Source organism: Flaviaestuariibacter flavus, from assembly GCF_004337505.1.
Taxonomy (GTDB): Bacteria; Bacteroidota; Bacteroidia; order Chitinophagales; family Chitinophagaceae; genus Flavisolibacter; species Flavisolibacter flavus.
Window position 1 is genome coordinate 38,332 of record NZ_SJZI01000009.1, and the last position, 16,999, is coordinate 55,330.

Below are 16,999 nucleotides of genomic sequence, written 5' to 3' on the forward strand. Positions count from 1 at the left end.
TAACCCTTGGTGCATGTGCCCTTCGGCAAGCTCAGGGTGACAGGCGGGCCTCGGCAAGGTTAGCCTGACAAATAACTGTCAGGCTGAGCCTGTCCAAGCTTAGCCGCGATCAAACTCGGCCTGCAGGATCTTGCGCAGGTCGGTGATCGTTTCTTTTTCAAGGTCGGTGCGGCGCTCGAGCTCCTCCAGGCTGAGATCGAGCACGGAGCGGGCGGTATCGCAGCCCACCTTCTTGAGCGCCTCGATGATCCAGGGCTCCACCTCATCGCTGAACTCTTCCAGGTCGATATCGAACTCCTCGGTCTCGCCTTCGTTATCGCGGTAGACGTCGATGTCATAGCCTGTCAATTCACAGGCCAGCTTGATGTTGACGCCGCGGCGGCCGATGGCCAGCGACACCTGGTCGGGCTTCAGGTAAACGGAAGCGCGCTTGCCTTCGTTGTCGATCTCCATGGAGGTGATCCGGGCGGGCGTCAGCGAGCGCTGGATCAGCAGCTGGATGTTGGCCGTCCAGTTGATGACGTCGATGTTCTCGTTCTTCAGCTCGCGAACGATGCCGTGGATGCGGGAGCCTTTCATACCCACGCAGGCGCCCACGGGGTCGATGCGGTCGTCGTAGGACTCGACGGCCACCTTGGCGCGCTCACCCGGGTCGCGCACGATCTTCTTGATAACAATGAGACCGTCGAAGATCTCCGGCACCTCGATCTCGAGCAGCTTGGCCAGGAACTCGGGGGCGGTGCGCGAAAGAATGATGACGGGGTTGTTGTTCTTCATGTCCACCTTACGCACTACGGAGCGGATGGATTCGCCCTTCTTGAAGTAGTCCTGCGGGATCTGCTCGCTCTTGGGGAGGATGAGCTCGTTGCCTTCCTCGTCGAGGAGGAGCACTTCCTTCTTCCACACCTGGTATACCTCGGCGGAGATGATCTCGCCGATGCGGTCGCCGTATTTTTTGGCGAGGATGGCTTTCTTCAGGTCTGCGATCCGCGATGCCAGCGTTTGCTTGGCGGCGAGGATGGCGCGGCGGCCGAAGTCTTCGAGGTTCACCTCTTCATAAAGTTCTTCGCCGACGGAGTAGTCGGGCTCGATCTTGATGGCGTCGGAGTATTCGATCTCCTCGAGGGTGTTGTAGATATCGCCGTCTTCCACGATGGTGCGGCGGCGGAAGATCTCGAGGTCACCTTTTTCCGCGTTCACGATCACGTCGAAGGTTTCGTCGGAGCCGTACTTTTTGCGCAGCAGGGTGCGGAATACGTCCTCCACGACCCGCATGAGGGTGGGGCGGTCAATATTTTCGGCGTCTTTGAACTCCTGGAACGCTTCAATCAGGTTGATGCTTGCCATACAATTCTGGTTTTTTTCCGTGAGCCGTCAACCTAAAGCCGTGAGCGCTGGCGCCCGCGGCCCGGGGTGGGCCCTGTCGATTAGAACTTTACTTGAACTTTTGTTGTTTTAATATCGGTAAACAGGATAGTCTCCTGCTTCATTTCTTTCTTTTTGCCCTTACCGGCCTCGGTTTCCACCACGATGCCGTCTTCGGTGGCGGCGGTGAGCTTGCCTTCAAGCCGGGTGCCGGCCTCGTCGGCGAGGGTCACCTCCACGTAACGGCCCACGTTCTTGGCATACTGGCGGTGCAGCTTCAGGGGTTCATCCACGCCGGCCGACGATACTTCGAGCGAGAAGTTGCCGTCGGGGAAGAGGCCGCCTTCCTCGAGCTGCTTGTACAGCTTGCGGTTGTACTGCACGAGGGCAGACAGGGGCAGCCCTTCATCGCTGTCGAGAAACACCTTGATGTTGTTGGTGGGCTTGATGCGCACGTCCACCAGGAAGTGTTTCGGGTCTTCGATGAGGCCTTCGATCTGCGTTTTCAGGGTCTCGATCAGGTTCTCTGTTGTCATAGTATAAAAGAAGAAGGGAACGGCCACGTTCCCTTCATTCGTCAAATCCGGCACGAAAGTAAGCAAAAAGGCCTATTCATTCCAAAACCTTTTGGGAGGTTTTTGCAGGTTTTAAAGGGTTTTTCACGGTTCGGGAGGGTACAGTGAGGTTTTAGGGGGTTCTAACGGTTTTGGAAGGTTCCCGCGGGTCCTGATGGTGCCTGGTTTTTAAAGTTCGGGCTATGCGCCGGGGGCTGCGACCGGGGGAAAAGTTAATAATGAGCCGAAAACGTAAAAGCTCAAAACCGTAAAACGCCGAATCGGGTACCTTTGGGTGGCTATGCTCGCTGTACTTTTCTACATATTCCTCGCCTACCTGCTTTTCCGCTTTGTTTTCGGCTTCCTGGTCCCGATTATCCGCACCACGCGCCAGGTAAAGCGGGGCTTCCGGGAAATGAATGAGCGGATGGGCTCCTTCGGCGGTCAGCACCCCGAAGATCTCCACTCGGCGCAGGCTCCCGGCCAGCGGAGCCAGGTAAATTCCAAGGCCCCTTCCAAAGACGACTATATCGACTTCGAGGAAATCAAGGAGTAAAGCCCTGAAATTCCTAAGTTTGCAAACCCAAAGAGGATCTCGGATCTCGGATCTCGGATCTCGGATCTCGGATCTCGATCGAAATCGGACATCCGACATCGGAGATCACCAAATTCTCTTTCGGATCCTTAGCTCAGTTGGTTAGAGCGGCTGACTCATCAAGGATTGTTCTTTGATATTCTGTATTTTGAAAGAAAGCTTTACGATGGCACCTAGAATATGCGTTGTTTGCGCGACCCCGATAAGCGGTCAGAAGGTGAAATACTGCAGCAATGCATGTAAACAAAAAGACCACTATCACCGGGTGAAGCAGCAAACAACCACGTATCATTCTCAAACGATCCGCTCATTGCGGAGGAAGCTACAACTCGTGGAGATGTTTGGTGGAAAATGTGATGCGTGTGGTTATGATAAAAACCTGGCAGCATTACATTTTCATCATATCGATGCGAACAATAAAGCGTTTAAGTTAGATGTACGTTTTCTATCGAACCGAACATGGGAAGCAATCATAAGCGAAGCTCAAAAATGCAGATTACTTTGTTCCAATTGCCATTCAGAGTTACATCACCCTGAACTGGCTCTTGATAAAGTTCAAAGAATGATCAGCGGTGCCGCCGGCACGAAATTGCCGGATGGGATAGGGGTTAATTCAGGGAAGCCTTCCTTTTTGCAAACGCAGAAAGATGGTAATCCTGAGCCAAGCAGGACGAATGGTTAGAAGAGTAGTCCTGAAGGTGCAGAGACTAGGAAGTGCGGAAACCAGCCAATAAGCTTCCAATAACGCCCCTCACCTGACTGCTCCGCATTAAGCGGAATAAAAGGTGGTGAGATAGTCCAACTACTTCGCGAAAGCGGAGGAAAGTGAATCAGCGGGTCGTGGGTTCAAGTCCCTCAGGATCCACCAACAAAAAGGGCTGCCCAACGGCAGTCCTTTTTCATTTCCGGCATTTACGCCGCCTGCGGTCCGCCGAGCAGCTGGCGGATGCTTTCGGCCCAGCGGCGCGCCCGTTTTTCGAAGGGTACGGCATCTCGGCCGTCGGCCTTCACATTATAGAAAACGATCTCGCAACCGGGGCGGCTCTTGAATTCCAGGCGGAGGCTGATGCGGCGCAGGAAGGCGTCGAGGCGGCGGCCCGAAAGCGCACCGGGACGGATGGGCGCGTATTCTTTTTTTACGGTGCATTCGCGGATGTCGTCGAGTGCGATGAGCTGCTCACCCGAATCCACCACCAGGAGGCGGCGGTTGCGGGCGTCGAGGCCGATGACGGTGTCGCGCAGGATCTCCTGGCTCGACAGCAACAGCATGCGGCGGGCGGCGGATTCCGTAAAGCGATATAAGAGCTGTTTCATTGATTCTGTTTTAAGTATTCAGGACGGCAGCGGACCGGTTCCGATCGGCTGCCGGGATTCGAGGCCTGCGGACACTTGCGCTTAGCCTCTGCTGGCCCGGCGGCGCCGGTACAACAGCGCCAGCATAAAAGCCGGCACCGAGAGGTACAGCAGGCGGTAGGCGCCCGGGTGCCCGGTGATGCCTTCCTCAAGGAGGACCGCATTGAGCAAGGCCAGGGCCAGCACAACGTTGGCAGCCACGAAAACCGGTTTGGATTTTCGATGCATGGCAGGAATTAACATGTAAAAAGAAAAGGACGCGGGCATCCGCGCGTTGCAATCAGGCTGCCGTCTTGAAATCTTTCCAGCTCGAGAAATAGTAGAGCTCCGAACAGAAGGGAACGAATTCGGGGAAGGACCAGGTATAGCAATCACACATGTCGAGGATCAGCGTGGCGACATGCCCTTTGTGAAGGTGTTGTATGATTGCGGGATTCATCCCGACAAACTTAAACCGTTTTCCATCGCTGCCCGCATCCATAACCATAAGAAAGGTTAAAGCGGCGCCGGCCGGAAGCAATCGTGGCACGATTCTCCGCCTTAGTGGCAAAGCATTTTATGAAAGACACCAATACGGCCTATGTGCCGGAATCCAAGGAAGAAGGTACCGGCCTGGTGATCTTCATGTGTACCCTGCTGCTGCTCTTCTTTATCGCGATCATTTACGTGGCGGTCAACAGCTTTTAGCGCAGCAGCACATCCCGCAGGAAAGGTTAAAGCGTAGCGGCCGCACCCCGACGGGGAGCGCCGATCCCCTATTTTCGCGGCATGCTGCGTCTCCTGCTCTTCCTGCTGCTCCTGCCCGGCGCATTGCGTGCCGGCACCAACGCGGCGCCTTCGCTGAAGAAGGCGCTTGCGGAAGGCAGCGTGGTGGCGCGGCACAGCAACCCGGCCCATACCGAGCTCGCGCCCCTGCAGGCCCTGGTACTCCCCGCCGCGCGTGTAACCGGCCACCTCGTTCCGGGCGGCGCCCTGCTGCCGGTGGCCCCGGGGCTTTCCACGCCCTTGCTTCCCCATTCGATGCGGGGCACAACGCGCCCCTGGTGCACCGCCGCGCATCGCTACCTGCGGCACAACTACCCCGCGCATGCCTTCTGGTAAGAAAAAGACGAATCCCGCCCCCGGGCATCTCAGCACTTTTTCTTCACTTTAAATTGACTACCATGGCTATCCTGATCACGGCCGGCATTTTGCTGGCTTTTATCGCAGGCGTCATCGGGCTGCTCGTGTTCGTGAATAACCGCGACAAGCGACGCGCTGCCCGCGATACCCGCCCGTCCTAAGCGACCTCCCCTGATCAGTGTAGGCAAATCGTTTCGCTATGCGTTTACAACCCGACAACATCCTGCTCATTGGCTCAATCCTGCTGCTGATCAGCGTGCTCGCCGGCAAAGCCATCCGGCGTCTCGGTGTGCCTACGCTGATCTTTTTCCTGCTCGTCGGCATTGCCGCAGGCTCCGAAGGGATCGGCGGCATCGCTTTCGACAATGCGGCCTTTGCCCAGTTCATCGGCATCGTTGCCCTCAACTTCATCCTTTTCTCCGGCGGCCTCGATACCAACTGGCGGCATATCCGCCCGGTATTCGGCAAAGGCCTGTCCCTCTCCACCATCGGCGTGCTCATCACCGCGGGCACCGTAGCCCTCTTCATGCACTATGTGTTCGGCTTCACCCTTGCCGAGGGCGCCCTGCTGGGCTCTGTAGTATCGGCAACCGACGCGGCCGCGGTGTTTTCGATCCTGCGCGGCAAAGGCGTGGGCCTCAAAGGCCCACTGCAACCCATGCTGGAGCTTGAGAGCGGCTCCAACGACCCGATGGCCTACTTCCTCACCATCACCTTCACCGCCATCGTGGCGGGGGAATCCACCTCGGCAACCAATATGCTGCTGGCCTTCGTACGCGAGTTCGCTATCGGCGGCGCGCTGGGCTACGCCATGGGACGCGTGTCGGTGTGGATCATCAACCGCATCCGCCTGGGCGCTGAAGGGCTTTACCCGGTGCTGACACTGGGCCTGGCGATGTTCACCTACTCCTTTACGCATTACCTGGGCGGTAATGGGTTTCTTGCCATTTACCTCTGCGCGCTCATCATGGGCAACAGCGCCATGCTGCACCGCCGCAGCCTTACCCGCTTTTACGACGGGCAGGCCTGGCTGATGCAGATCATTCTCTTTCTTACGCTCGGACTGCTGGTCTTCCCTTCGCGCATCTACCCCATCGCGGCCATGGGCCTGGCGATATCCGCCTTTCTCATCTTCGTGGCCCGCCCGCTCGGCGTTTTTGGCGCGCTGGCATTCGCTAATGTCAACACGCGGGGCAAGTGGTTCCTGTCGTGGGTAGGCCTGCGCGGCTCCGTGCCGATCGTGTTTGCCACCTACCCGCTGCTGGCCGGCATTGCAAAAGCCGACCTCATCTTCAACCTGGTGTTTTTCATTTCGGTCACCTCGGTGCTGCTGCAGGGCACTACACTTTCCTATGTGGCGAAGAAGCTGCGTGTGGCCGTTCCGGAAAGCGCCCGGCGCCGCATCGATCCCGCCTTCGAGGCGCAGGACCACATCCGCGGCTCCATGAGCGAGGTGCTGGTGGTACCCGGCGCGCCGGCAATCGGCAAGCGGATCGTGCAATTGCGCCTCCCGGCCTCGGTTACGATCCTGGCGGTGCAGCGGCACGGGCAATACATCGCGCCAAATGGGTCGACGCTGATCCAGGACGGCGACCAGCTCACCCTGCTCGCAGAAAACAGCGACACCATCTCCCAGCTGCGCGACTGGCATTTCGGGAAAGCACGCAGCCCGCTTCCGCCTGCGTGAGCGGCCCGGCTTTCGTTAACTTATTCAGAATGAGGGCCTCCAAACGTTAAACAACGGCCATTAGAAGGGGTTTAAGAGGAGCTCTTCGGATTAAATCCGTATGTTTAACCTGAAAGCCCGGAGGCCCGGGCTTTCCTTTTGCCCTTAACGGAAGCTCACGGACTAAAAAAACCCTATGGCCAAGAACTCTTTCATTGACAATCTTTTACAAACGCCTTCGTATGGCTGGCAGGATGAAAACGGCGAACTGATCGTTCCCACAACGCGGCAACTCTGGCGCGAAACCTTTTCCCGCATCAATGTTTTTAAAAACAAGAACAACTGGATCTCCGCCATCAGCGTAGTGATGATCGCCTGCCTGATGCCTTTTGCCGTGAAATTTTTTGCCTCGTATTTTTCCTGGAAGCTGGTCCTCCTGGCCGTGTTTTACAGTATGGTGATCATGGGCACTCACGGCACCATCTGGTATCACCGCTATTGCACGCACAAGGCTTATAAATTCAGTCACCCCATCTGGCGCATCATGACGCAAAACCTGGTGATCAAGACTTTCCCCGAAGAGATGTACGTGCTCTCGCACCACGTGCATCATGTAAAGTCCGACGAGCCCGGCGATCCGTACAACCCGCGTGGCGGCTTTATGTATTGCATGCTTTCGGAATTCAACCACCACAGCATCAACAAAAACCTCGACGAGGCCGAATACCGCCGCGCCGCGCGCTTTATGGAGCACAGCGGGGTAGAGCTGAACTCCTATGCACAATACCGCAAATGGGGCTCCGTGGCCACGCCGGTGGCGACCATCGCCAACTGGGCACTCAACTGGGCCTTCTGGTACGTAGCACTGTTTCTCATCGGCGGTCATGCATTGGCCTGCGCGCTTTTCACCGGTGCCGCGCTCTGGTATATCGGTGTGCGTGCATTTAACTACACCGGTCATGGCAAAGGCGAAGTGAAGCACCAGGATGGGATCGACTTCGACCGCAGCAACCTGTCGGTAAACCAGGTGCGCCCCGGCCTCTTTGCCGGCGAATGGCACAACAACCACCATCTCTATCCCGGCTCGGCGCGCGCAGGCTTCCTGCCTTCGCAAATCGACCTGGCCTGGATCTATATCTGGACGCTTCACCGCATCGGCATGGTGGCTTCCTACAAAGACTCGAAAGCGGAGTTCATGCGCAAGTACCTCAACAAAGAGCAAAGCGCCCGCACCGTAGAACCGGCTTTCAACAGCCAAGCCGCACAGCACATGCCTCATCGGCTGTAAACCGGAATTAAAGCAGCACTTTCTGCTTTCCAATAGCTACGGCCCGCTTCATGGCGGGCCGTAGCTATTTTAGAAAGGTTCCGGAAGAAGCTCAGCTCCCTGGCCGGGTGTTCCCACCAGCGCGTTTACCCTCGTCGTAGTGCTCGCGCAGGTCCACCGGCGGCTGCTTCGTCTTGTGCGTCCGCATCTGCAGGATGTCGACGAAAAGCGCGAAGGCCATCGAGAAATAGATATAGCCTTTCGGGATATGGAAGCCGAGGCCCTCACCCATCAGCGACACGCCGATGAGCATCAGGAAGGAGAGCGCCAGCATCTTGAAGGCCGGGTGCCTGTTGATGAATGCGCTGATGGGCCCGGAGGCGAACAGCATGATGGAAACAGTAACGATCACCGCTACGTACATGATCCACAGCTCGTCTACCATACCCACGGCGGTGATGATGGAATCAACCGAAAACACCAGGTCGAGGATGAGGATCTGGGCGATCACGCCTTTGAAAGAATGCGCCTTGATGTTTTTGGAAGTATCACCTTCCTCGCCTTCGGTCTTATGCCAGATCTCCTTCGAGGATTTGTAAATGAGAAAAAGCCCGCCGGAGATAAGGATCAGGTCCTTGCCGGAGATGCCTTGCCCGAACACGACGAACAGGTCGCCCTCCAGCTTCAGGATGATGGAGATGAGGCCCAGCAGCACGAGGCGCAACACCATGGCGAGGAGGAGGCCAAGGCGCCGGGCCTTCTGTTGCTGCTCTTTGGGCAGCCGCGCCGCAACGATCGAAATAAAGATCACGTTGTCGAGACCGAGCACGACCTCCAGCAGGATAAGCGTCAGCAAGGCAATGACTTGTTCCATAAGTGCAAAGATTGCGCTAGGGCATCAATAAGGGTGCCGTGCTAACGGGAAGCCCTGTACGCAGTAACCCCGTGCGCTGCCTACAGCCAGCGCTTCCGCTTAAAGATCCACAGGAAGAGCAGCGAGGCCAGCACCATCAATGCCAGCGCAAAGGCGTAGCCGCCGCGCCACTGCAGCTCGGGCATATGCCGGAAGTTCATGCCGTAGATGGAGGCGATGAGCGTGGGTGGCATGAACACCACCGTCACCACCGTAAAGATCTTGATCACTTTGTTCTGCTCGATATTGACGAGACCGAGGAAGGTGTTCTGCAGGTATTCGAGGCGCTCGAAGTTGAACTGGGTATGCTGCAGGATGGAGCCGATATCTTTCATGATGATGCGCAGGCGCTCTTTGTCGTCGGCGTCGATGTTGCGGCTTTTGACAAGGGCCGACACGAGGCGCTGCTTGTCTACGATGCTTTCACGCGCCTGGATGGTGCTTTCCTGCAGCTCGGTGATATCGATAAGCACCTGCTCCTTGAAGGAGCGCTCTTTGGTGAGCTTGCGGCTGATATCGGTGGTGAGGCGCATGCTGTATTCGATGAAGTCGGCGTCGAGGTCGATCTGGAACTCGATGACGGTCAGCAGCAGGAAGATGCCATCGATGCCCCTGGGCGAGCGCAGGCTTTTAAGCCGTTTCACGGTAAGGGCGAAGGAGCGCAGGTCGGCATCGCGCAGTGTAAACAGAACCCCTTTCTGCAGGATGAAGGACACCTGGTCGGTGACGATGGTGTGGTTGGCATACAGGATGAACGTGTTGTTGCCCTCGGTGTAATCCTCGTCTTCAAAAAAGCGTGAAGAGCTTTCGATCTCGGCTGCCTCCTGGCGGGTGAAGAGCTCCACGCCGAACTGCTGCTCCACCATGGCCTTCTCCTGCGCCGATGCGCCCTGCAGGTCAACCCACACGATCCGGTCGCAGCCCTCGGGCTGCAGGCTCCCGGGTCCTTTTTCCCAGGTCAGCCTACCTTGCTTGTTGATATAGAAAAGTCGGATCATAGCCTATGGCGCCTGCGGCGGCGGCCAAAGATAGCCTGTCGTAAGCTTTCGTACTGCTGACCAAAAGGCGGCGGCACCGGCCTACATTTGCATCGCCCGGCAATATGCTTATCTTAGATGCCCAAACCCGGCGCTCGTGTCACCGGCCCCGGTTCAAAAAATCAAAACCCAGATGATCAGCTATCCCCTGCTCTATTCGCTCAACGACGGCACCCGTGTGGAAGTAAACCCTGTTCTTGATGGCGAGGCTTTTATGTTCAGCCTCGACAAACCCGACGCCGAGCCCGAATCTTTTGTATGGGCACCTCCCGGCTCCAAGAGCAGCCACATGAATTACGAATCGGCGCTTTCGGCCAACGAAATGGAAGCGCTCCAGAATTTCCTGAAACAACAACGTTCCTGACCGATCCGGCACTACGTCATTTTATTCCGGCATAGCGCACGAGGGCTGCCGGCGCATCCGCCTGCGCGCGGGTTGCGCCCGTCAGCGGGCGGCCTTCGCGCAATCCACGGGTTCCCAGCGTTCCTCGCTCAGAAACTGAACCGACCCGGGATGCGCGTAACGCACCGTGTCGCCGGAGTTCTCCATAGGGCCCACGCCCCGTACGAGGCCATTGCCCTCGCGGCGGAAGAAAATCTCCATAACGCTGCTGCTGCCTTCTGATTCAAACACGTATATCAGGCGGTATACATTACCCGTAACCTTGCCGGTGACGGTGCCGCGGCTGCTGTCTTTTTCATAATTGTCGAAGCCGAGGTCGCCGCTGAGGTCGGCGCCGTTGCGCTGCAGGCGCAGGGAGAAGGTGTCGCGTCCCTGCACGCGGCGGTAGCAGGTTTCGCCGTCGGCAGGCGCCGCGGCCCTGGTTGTCTCGGTAGTCTTTTTTTTGTTGTTGTTGTCGTTGCCGGAGCAGGCCGCCAGCAACAGGAGCAGCAGGAAGGTGAGGTTACGCATGACGCTTTTTGCCAGCCGCTCAAATTACCGTGCCAGTACGCCCGTTGGCGCCCGGCAACCCATGCACTGTTTGGTGCAACCCGGCGCCTTCTGTACCGGTGCCCGCGCGGGCAATGCCGTAGCTTTGAGGGATGCAGCTGCTCCAGCAAATCGCCGCCACCTATAAGCGTTCCTTTTCAGGCCTCAGCCGCGAAACCTGGCTGCTGGCCACCGTCATCCTCATCAACCGCTGCGGCTTCATGGCCGTGCCTTTTATGAGCCTTTACGTAACGCAGCACCTGCACCGCAGCACCGGCGAGGCCGGGCTGATCATCGCCTTGTTTGGCGTCGGCTCCGTGGCCGGGGCGGCAACGGGCGGCTTTCTCACCGACCGTTTCGGACCCAAGCCGGTGCAGATCGGCGCGCTGGTGACGGGTGGCGCACTCTTCCTGCTCTTCTCCTCCATCACTCATTTCGGCACGCTCTGCGCGCTTGCGCTGGTGATCGCCTTTTTCACCGAGTCGTTCCGTCCCGCCAACTTCGCGGCCACGCATACCTATGCGCGCCCGGGCACCAACACGCGCTCCTACGCCCTCAACCGGCTGGCGATGAATATCGGGTGGGCCGTAGGCTCCGGCCTCGGCGGGGTGCTGGCTTCGATCAACTACCGCCTGCTTTTTCTTGTCGACGGCGGCATCAGCATTATCGCCGGCGGCGCGATCCTGCTGCTGCTTCCGGCCGTACGCCCGCAGCTGAAAAAGCGCAAGGCCGGCGCCGCGCCGGTGCGCCGCCCCTGGCAGGACGCGATCTTCCTGCGCTTCATGACGGTGACCACCTTGTTTGCCACCTGCTTCTTTCTCATGTTCCGCATCGGGCCCGTGTTTTTCAAAGAGCGCTGGGGACTCAACGAATCGGTGATCGGGCTGCTGCTGGGGCTCAACGGAGTTATCATCGCGCTCTTCGAGATGGTGCTCACCGCCCGCCTCGAAAAGCGGCCGCGGCCACTGCGCTTCGCCATGGCGGGAGCCCTGCTGCTGGGTGCCGCCTACCTGTTTCTCGCCCTTCCGGCCTCGGCAGCGCTCCTGGCTGGTACTGTGTCAATGTTGCTTTTTACCGTAGGAGAAATGTTTGCGCTGCCCTTTCTCAACAGCTTCGTACTTGGCCGCGCCGACGAATCAAACCGCGGTCAATATGCCGCGGGTTATACGCTTTGCTGGAGCTGCGCCCAGGTGATCGGGCCGGCGGGCGGCTTTTTCCTGGCCGAGCACTGGGGCTACGGCACGCTGTGGCTCCTGCTGACGCTGCTGCTGGCCGGCGCGGCCTGGGGCTACGGCCGTGTGCAGCAGCACTCCACGTCGGAACAGGCTTTAGCTACTTTGGCGGTGGAGGCCGAAGCGCAGCCGCAGGGCGTGTAAGACCGGCAGCATAAGCTTCACCGCCGGTAGTCGCGGATAAAGGCGGCGTACACCTGGCACTCCGCCACCAGGTCGTTGAAATAGGCGGCGTCCACGCCCTGGCGGCGCAAGGCCTGTTCGCCCGGCATCCGGAAGGGCGCCCGCTTGCTTTCATCGATCCCGGCCACGGCGGCGAGGTAGTCGAGCCAGCGCCGGTCGCACTGCTGCATCATGTAATAGCAAAAGGTTTTAAGGCGCCGGTCGGTGGCATGGCGCCACCCGGTTTCATAATAAGCCCGGGCCTTTTTGCAGCCGTAGTAATCGTCGTTTTCAGCGCTTCGTTGCACCCGGGCGGTTCGGTAGGGGTTGCCCTCCAGTTCGTACATCGACCGGTATTGGCGGGTAGCCAGCCACGACTTCCCATGATAGCTCATATTAAACCAGGCATTGCCCAGCTCCAGCGCCGCCCGTGCCGGCTGGATACCGCGCTGCAATTCGCGCTCACGCCGCAGCAGCCCGCGCACCAGGTCGGGCTTCGTCATCGGGTAAAGACGGTCGCGCTCCTCGTTCTTCTCGAAAAGGTTTACGTAAAAGGGGTCGCCGAGGTAGTAGTCATCATAGGGATAGCGGTGCCAATAGCTTTCCGGTATGGCTTTCAACACGGGCAATGCTTCGGCGGGGCGCTGCCGGCGGAGATACCAGGAAGCTTTGTAATCGAGGAGGCGGTTGCGATCCCAGTAGCCGTGGCTGCTGTCGGGCCGCGCCTCCAGGTACATGTCTTCGGGCGAGCGGAAGGGCGCCCGGGTAACGAAGCGCTCGAAAGCCGATTTGCGGGCCCGGTCCAGCACGGCGATCATCGCATCGTAATCGGCGGGAAGCGCCTCCTCCCCTACAAACTGGTACACACCTTTGTAGCTGCTGATGGGCAGCTCACCCAGCGCGCGGTTGGTTTGCGACAGCAACAGGAGCCCGCGCACCCGGTCGCCGCGGGCCATCAGCTTGCGGGCCGTGTAAAGTACCAGCTGGTTGCGCAGGATGTCGGGATCGGTGACACCGAGGCTGCTGTCGGAAGCCGTAGCCAGGCGCATAAAGCGCCTTTCCGTTTCGGGCCCGAAGTCCTCTTCGAGGTCGAGCAACAGGCGACTCACCGCAACCTGCGTGCGCAGCTTACGCGGCAATCCCCTCACGCTTTCGGCAAGGCGCAGCTCGCTTCGGGCGCGGCTCCTGTTGCGCAGCAGCAGCGACAGGTGGGCATCGTAAAGATGCAGCAGCACGCGTTCATTACCGCGCACATCGCGGGCCGCGTCCCGTAGAAATACGGCCAGCGACATTGCATAGGAAATGTCTCTGCGGCGGTTGCTTTCGAGGTCGGGAACAAGAAAGCGGTCGTTGTTATAATCATAGTCAGGCTGCGGCCCGGTAGCCGACCAGCCGAAATCGCTCGTTTTGCTGGTGAGCAGCCAGTCTTCGATCTTGTTGATCTCACGCAGCAGCAGGAAAGACAGGTCGCGGTGGTGCCGCTCCAGTGCGCGGATACGCTTTATATCGCCGAGGGCGCGGCCGCGGTTGTTGAAGGCGCGCATGGCCAGCACCGTGGCCTGCTCCTGCCGGCTGCCGGCCATTGCGAGGACAGCGTCGGCGTCTTCTGATCGAAAGTGGATGAGGCAGTTGCTGCGCCGGTAGCCGCCCGCGAACGCTTTTGCAAACAGGTACCCACGCGCCGGCCCGCTTCGCTGCAGCGCCAGCTGGTACAGTGCCGCGGCCTTCACCCAGCTGTTGCCGGGCCCCGGCGCCACCCACGCATCGTACAACTGCTGCTGCGCGAGTGTATCGCGGCTGAAGCCAAGCACGCGGATGCCCTGGAAGGCGCAGCGCAGCTGCAGGAAAGGGCTTTTCGATTTATGATGCAGGTCGCGCAGTGCGGCCGCCACGGAGGCCGCGCTTACATTGGGGCCTTGCTCCTCCCAGGGATCGGGGTTGGCTGCGATGGACTCAACTTCTTTCGATAGTTGCATATAGCGAAGCGCATCTTCATGCCCCTGCGTTTGCAGCCAGCGCAGGAAGCTGTTGGTGGCGGCATCGTCCGGTCCGCCGGGAAAGTCATCCGGATCGGTGTGATTAAGGATCGTATCGATGGCGGACAGCGTAACACCGGGCCCGGTTTCGGCGCGCCACTCCGCCAGGTTCTGCGCCAGGTCGGGGCGGGCGGCCTGTTCGAGATCATCGTGGTACAAGTAGGTGGAAGCGAAATAAAAAGGCGACAGGTCGGGCGCCTCCACGATGTCGGGCTGCAGCAGCCAGAAGCGGTAGGTGCCCGGCCATACGCTGAAGCCGCAGGCCCGCGCCGTGCGCTTGGGAAGCAGCAGGGCAAGCAGGCTAGCGGAAAGAAGCGTAAACCGCAGAAAGGGTGTCATGACCGTAGTGTTTGATCTCGTTTTCGGAAAGCTCAAAAAGGGCTACGCTGTACCTGCGCGTGTTCACCGCCGTTTGCGCCAGCGCCGCCGCCGCCCGCAGGTCGGCAACCGAGGTCTGCTCCACCTTCAGCTCGTCGCCGGGACGGAGGTAGATATCGTTGAAGACGGTGTCTTGCGTCACGGCATAAAAAGGCCCGCCTTTATGGGTGACAAAGGAGAGCGCGCGCACCTTTTCTTCGTCGAGGCTGTTCTGGATGCCATAGAATTTTCCCTTGCGGAAGATGAGCGTCCAGGAAAAGGCCGGGAGCGCCATATCGAGCGGCAGCGGGTAGCGCGCCGCTCCGTCGAAATAAGCGGCTGCTTTTTTCTCGTCGAAGATGGAAGAGCCCGGCCCGTAGCGCGTAGGATCGCTGATATTGTAGATCATGAGCATGCCGCGATTGACGGGCGGCACGCCGGTTTTGCTAAAGTGCTTGTACTGGTGCAGGCGGATTGTGGCCGAAAGCCGGATGCTGTCGGGCACCTGGCGCCGCAGGGCGCGCAGGAACGCGAAGTAGGCCGGAGCTGTCGCCACGGTCCAGTCGCAGTCGACCTGCACCTCGCGCGGCCGGATGGCCCCGCCCCAGCCGCGCAGGTAGTGGCGGTCTTCGTATTGGAGGTCGATGGCGTCGAGCCCCGGCAGGCAGCGCCGCGCCACGCGCCGGGCCAGCAGCGATACAGCTTCGACGGTATCGATCTGCTCAAACACTTTGTTGGTGATGAACACGACGGGCACAAACTGTGGATTGACACTGTCGTAGAGCCGCAACTGTTCCTTCAATTTCTCGGGGCTGCCTTCCGACATCGGCACGGCGCCCTGCACCGGGTCCCAGTCCACGTCGAGCTGACGCACGTACAGCTTTTGCAGCCCGGTCTTTTTTACGAAATGGCGCTCCGAAGCCTCGGGCTCGCTGCTGCGCCAGTAATAGTAAGCACGGGTTACCTGCGACCGCTCGCGGCAGGAGGTGAAAATTGCCAGGAAAAAGAGGAGGAAAGCAGTGGTGGGCCGGGCCCGGGGAGGTTCCATAAAACACCGCTGCAATTTTGAATGCGGGCGGCAATCCTAATGTACGATGGCAGAATCGCCGCCTCCAAATACGAACACGTTAAAGCGTTCTTAAAACCGAAAGCATCTGTAGTTTTACGGTATGCCGGTGATTTTGCTGTATACCCGCAGGCCGGGCGCACTTTTCATCCTCCTGCTGCTTCCCCTGCTGTTTCTCTGGAGCCTGTTCTTCGAAAAGGAGCCGGACATCCCTTCCGTGGAAGAGCAGGAGCGCCTGCGGCGGGAGCGTGCTGAATAGATACATCGTTCCGGCCCGCTCCTTGCATCCGGACCTGCCATGATCGGCTACCAGGCATCCCACGAGCAATTTAGTCCCTCTCAACTGCTGCGCTACGTACAGCTGGCCGAAGCGGCCGGCTTTACCTCGGTCAACAGCTCCGACCATTTCTTTCCGTGGAGCCGCGCGCAGGGCCAGAGCGGCTTTGCCTTCTCCTGGCTGGGCGCGGCTCTTGCCACCACCACACTTTCCTTCACATCGGTGTGCGCCCCCGGGCAGCGCTACCATCCCGCTATCGTGGCGCAGGCGGTGGCGACGCTGGCCGAGCTCTTTCCGGGCCGCTACGACGTGGCGCTCGGCTCGGGTGAAGCGCTCAACGAGCGGATCACCGGCGCACCCTGGCCGCCGAAGGCGGAACGCAATGTGCGCCTCGGCGAGTGCGCGGCGATCATCCGCGCGCTGCTGCAGGGCAAAGAAGTAACGCACCATGGCACCGTGACCGTAGAAGGCGCCCGCCTGTATACGGTCCCGGCAGCGCAGCCCCGCCTTTTTGCCGCGGCGCTGTCGCCCGAGACGGCAGGAATCGTGGCTGCCTGGGCCGACGGGCTCATCACCGTGCGGCAGGAATACAGCCGCATGCGGGCAGTGCTGGATGCGTTCCGCAGCAACGGCGGCGATGGGAAACCGGCCTGCGTAAAGGTCGACCTCTCCTACGCCGCCACCGATGCCGCCGCGTTGCAGGGCGCATGGGAGCAGTGGCGCAACAATATCTTCTCCGGCACCGTGCTGGGCGAATTGAGCACCGTGGCGCAGTTCGATGCCCTCGGCGACCTGGTGCAGCCCGAAGAGGTGAAAGAAAAGGTGCTCGTCTCGTCGAGCCTGGAGGAGCATGCCGATGCCATCGCATCATTGAAGGAGCTTGGCTTTGAACGGATCATCCTCCACAACGTAAACCGGGAGCAGGAGCGGTTTATTGAGGATTTCGCGGCGAAGGTGCTGCCGCAGTTCAATGCGCGAATGCGGTAATGTGGTAAAGCAGCGCCGAAAGAGGACCGACATATTATTTACAATGCGACGGTGGCTTATCCGCCACCGTCTGATATTA

20 protein-coding genes are annotated in these 16,999 nt (G+C 59.2%); 10 read left to right on the forward strand and 10 right to left on the reverse strand.

Annotated elements, in window-relative coordinates; translation table 11 throughout:
* Positions 1 to 99: 99 nt before the first annotated feature.
* Both nusA and EPD60_RS06945 read right to left on the reverse strand, forming a co-directional pair.
* Entirely contained in the window at positions 100 to 1,347 is a 1,248-nt protein-coding gene (gene nusA / locus EPD60_RS06940; RefSeq protein ID WP_131448231.1) for a transcription termination factor NusA, read from the reverse strand.
* Positions 1,348 to 1,427: 80 nt separating this feature from the next.
* Positions 1,428 to 1,901 (reverse strand): LSm family protein, encoded by a 474-nt coding sequence (locus EPD60_RS06945; RefSeq protein WP_131448233.1) that lies wholly within the window; start codon positions 1,899 to 1,901, stop codon positions 1,428 to 1,430.
* A 319-nt stretch (positions 1,902 to 2,220) separates the two neighbouring features.
* Between EPD60_RS06945 and EPD60_RS06950 the strand changes: the two genes are divergently transcribed.
* Positions 2,221 to 2,475, forward strand: coding sequence for a hypothetical protein (locus EPD60_RS06950; RefSeq protein ID WP_131448235.1), 255 nt, complete (start codon positions 2,221 to 2,223; stop codon positions 2,473 to 2,475).
* 187 nt (positions 2,476 to 2,662) lie between these two features.
* Entirely contained in the window at positions 2,663 to 3,196 is a 534-nt protein-coding gene (locus EPD60_RS06955; protein WP_131448237.1) for an HNH endonuclease signature motif containing protein, read from the forward strand.
* Between the two features lie 230 nt (positions 3,197 to 3,426).
* Here the strand turns inward: EPD60_RS06955 and EPD60_RS06960 are convergent, their stop codons facing one another.
* The 3 genes from EPD60_RS06960 to EPD60_RS16880 form a co-directional block, all read right to left on the reverse strand.
* Entirely contained in the window at positions 3,427 to 3,828 is a 402-nt protein-coding gene (locus tag EPD60_RS06960; RefSeq protein WP_131448239.1) for a hypothetical protein, read from the reverse strand.
* An 81-nt stretch (positions 3,829 to 3,909) separates the two neighbouring features.
* Positions 3,910 to 4,095 (reverse strand): hypothetical protein, encoded by a 186-nt coding sequence (locus EPD60_RS06965; protein ID WP_131448241.1) that lies wholly within the window; start codon positions 4,093 to 4,095, stop codon positions 3,910 to 3,912.
* A 52-nt stretch (positions 4,096 to 4,147) separates the two neighbouring features.
* Positions 4,148 to 4,306, reverse strand: a complete 159-nt coding sequence (locus EPD60_RS16880; RefSeq protein ID WP_165871449.1) for a hypothetical protein — start codon at positions 4,304 to 4,306, stop codon at positions 4,148 to 4,150.
* A gap of 119 nt (positions 4,307 to 4,425) precedes the next feature.
* On the opposite strand from EPD60_RS16880, the gene EPD60_RS17300 reads away from it, so the two are divergent.
* The 4 genes from EPD60_RS17300 to EPD60_RS06980 all read left to right on the forward strand — a co-directional run bounded on the left by EPD60_RS17300 (position 4,426) and on the right by EPD60_RS06980 (position 7,943).
* On the forward strand, positions 4,426 to 4,554 hold the full coding sequence (locus tag EPD60_RS17300) for a hypothetical protein (RefSeq protein WP_262708834.1): 129 nt from the start codon (positions 4,426 to 4,428) through the stop codon (positions 4,552 to 4,554).
* A gap of 81 nt (positions 4,555 to 4,635) precedes the next feature.
* Positions 4,636 to 4,968, forward strand: a complete 333-nt coding sequence (locus EPD60_RS06970) for a hypothetical protein (protein WP_131448243.1) — start codon at positions 4,636 to 4,638, stop codon at positions 4,966 to 4,968.
* 220 nt (positions 4,969 to 5,188) lie between these two features.
* Positions 5,189 to 6,676, forward strand: coding sequence for a potassium/proton antiporter (locus tag EPD60_RS06975; RefSeq protein ID WP_131448245.1), 1,488 nt, complete (start codon positions 5,189 to 5,191; stop codon positions 6,674 to 6,676).
* 175 nt (positions 6,677 to 6,851) lie between these two features.
* Entirely contained in the window at positions 6,852 to 7,943 is a 1,092-nt protein-coding gene (locus tag EPD60_RS06980) for a fatty acid desaturase (RefSeq protein ID WP_131448247.1), read from the forward strand.
* Positions 7,944 to 8,034: 91 nt separating this feature from the next.
* On the opposite strand, the gene EPD60_RS06985 is transcribed toward EPD60_RS06980, so the two are convergent.
* Positions 8,035 to 8,796: a TerC family protein gene (locus EPD60_RS06985; protein ID WP_131448249.1), complete on the reverse strand. Its 762-nt coding sequence runs from the start codon at positions 8,794 to 8,796 to the stop codon at positions 8,035 to 8,037.
* 80 nt (positions 8,797 to 8,876) lie between these two features.
* Positions 8,877 to 9,833 carry a magnesium/cobalt transporter CorA gene (gene corA, locus EPD60_RS06990; protein WP_131448251.1) on the reverse strand — a complete coding sequence of 319 codons (957 nt, stop codon included), beginning with the start codon at positions 9,831 to 9,833 and terminating at the stop codon, positions 8,877 to 8,879.
* Between the two features lie 172 nt (positions 9,834 to 10,005).
* Between corA and EPD60_RS06995 the strand changes: the two genes are divergently transcribed.
* On the forward strand, positions 10,006 to 10,236 hold the full coding sequence (locus EPD60_RS06995) for a hypothetical protein (RefSeq protein WP_131448253.1): 231 nt from the start codon (positions 10,006 to 10,008) through the stop codon (positions 10,234 to 10,236).
* An 81-nt stretch (positions 10,237 to 10,317) separates the two neighbouring features.
* Here EPD60_RS06995 and EPD60_RS07000 read toward each other — a convergent pair whose 3' ends face one another.
* On the reverse strand, positions 10,318 to 10,785 hold the full coding sequence (locus EPD60_RS07000) for a hypothetical protein (protein WP_131448255.1): 468 nt from the start codon (positions 10,783 to 10,785) through the stop codon (positions 10,318 to 10,320).
* A gap of 131 nt (positions 10,786 to 10,916) precedes the next feature.
* Between EPD60_RS07000 and EPD60_RS07005 the strand changes: the two genes are divergently transcribed.
* A complete protein-coding gene (locus EPD60_RS07005; RefSeq protein WP_131448257.1) occupies positions 10,917 to 12,179 on the forward strand; it encodes an MFS transporter in 1,263 nt (420 codons plus the stop codon).
* 17 nt (positions 12,180 to 12,196) lie between these two features.
* On the opposite strand, the gene EPD60_RS07010 is transcribed toward EPD60_RS07005, so the two are convergent.
* Positions 12,197 to 14,572 carry a hypothetical protein gene (locus EPD60_RS07010; protein WP_131448259.1) on the reverse strand — a complete coding sequence of 792 codons (2,376 nt, stop codon included), beginning with the start codon at positions 14,570 to 14,572 and terminating at the stop codon, positions 12,197 to 12,199.
* Entirely contained in the window at positions 14,535 to 15,638 is a 1,104-nt protein-coding gene (locus EPD60_RS07015; protein ID WP_131448261.1) for a DUF3142 domain-containing protein, read from the reverse strand. The genes EPD60_RS07010 and EPD60_RS07015 overlap by 38 nt, the downstream gene beginning before the upstream one ends.
* A gap of 121 nt (positions 15,639 to 15,759) precedes the next feature.
* Between EPD60_RS07015 and EPD60_RS16885 the strand changes: the two genes are divergently transcribed.
* Positions 15,760 to 15,915, forward strand: coding sequence for a hypothetical protein (locus tag EPD60_RS16885; protein ID WP_165871450.1), 156 nt, complete (start codon positions 15,760 to 15,762; stop codon positions 15,913 to 15,915).
* Between the two features lie 39 nt (positions 15,916 to 15,954).
* Entirely contained in the window at positions 15,955 to 16,920 is a 966-nt protein-coding gene (locus tag EPD60_RS07020; protein ID WP_131448263.1) for a TIGR03885 family FMN-dependent LLM class oxidoreductase, read from the forward strand.
* The last annotated feature ends 79 nt before the right edge of the window (positions 16,921 to 16,999 follow it).